Genomic DNA, 665 nt, shown 5'->3' on the forward strand with positions numbered 1-665 from the left:
AAGGAAAAATTTGAACGTAGCAAACCGCACGTAAACGTTGGTACTATCGGTCACGTTGACCATGGTAAAACTACTCTGACTGCTGCTTTGACTACTATTTTGGCTAAAAAATTCGGCGGTGCTGCAAAAGCTTACGACCAAATCGACAACGCTCCCGAAGAAAAAGCCCGCGGTATTACCATCAATACCTCACACGTAGAATACGAAACCGAAACCCGCCACTACGCACACGTAGACTGCCCGGGTCACGCCGACTACGTTAAAAACATGATTACCGGTGCCGCACAAATGGACGGCGCAATCTTGGTATGTTCCGCTGCCGACGGTCCTATGCCGCAAACCCGCGAACACATCCTGTTGGCCCGCCAAGTAGGCGTACCTTACATCATCGTGTTCATGAACAAATGCGACATGGTTGACGATGCCGAGCTGCTGGAACTGGTCGAAATGGAAATCCGTGACTTGCTGTCAAGCTACGACTTCCCAGGCGACGACTGCCCGATCGTACAAGGTTCTGCACTGAAAGCCTTGGAAGGCGACGCCGCTTACGAAGAAAAAATCTTCGAACTGGCTGCCGCATTGGACAGCTACATCCCGACTCCAGAGCGTGCCGTGGACAAACCGTTCCTGTTGCCTATCGAAGACGTATTCTCCATCTCCGGTCG

Annotated in this window: 1 protein-coding gene; it reads left to right on the plus strand. The window is 51.7% G+C overall.

From position 1 onward, the window contains the following. Window positions 1–665: GTP-binding protein (locus tag HMPREF3107_RS02245; RefSeq protein WP_070452906.1), on the plus strand; the 665-nt coding region annotated here is incomplete at both ends.

Origin of the sequence: Neisseria sp. HMSC31F04 (assembly GCF_001807735.1) — a bacterium.
In the GTDB taxonomy this organism is placed as follows: domain Bacteria; phylum Pseudomonadota; class Gammaproteobacteria; order Burkholderiales; family Neisseriaceae; genus Neisseria; species Neisseria elongata.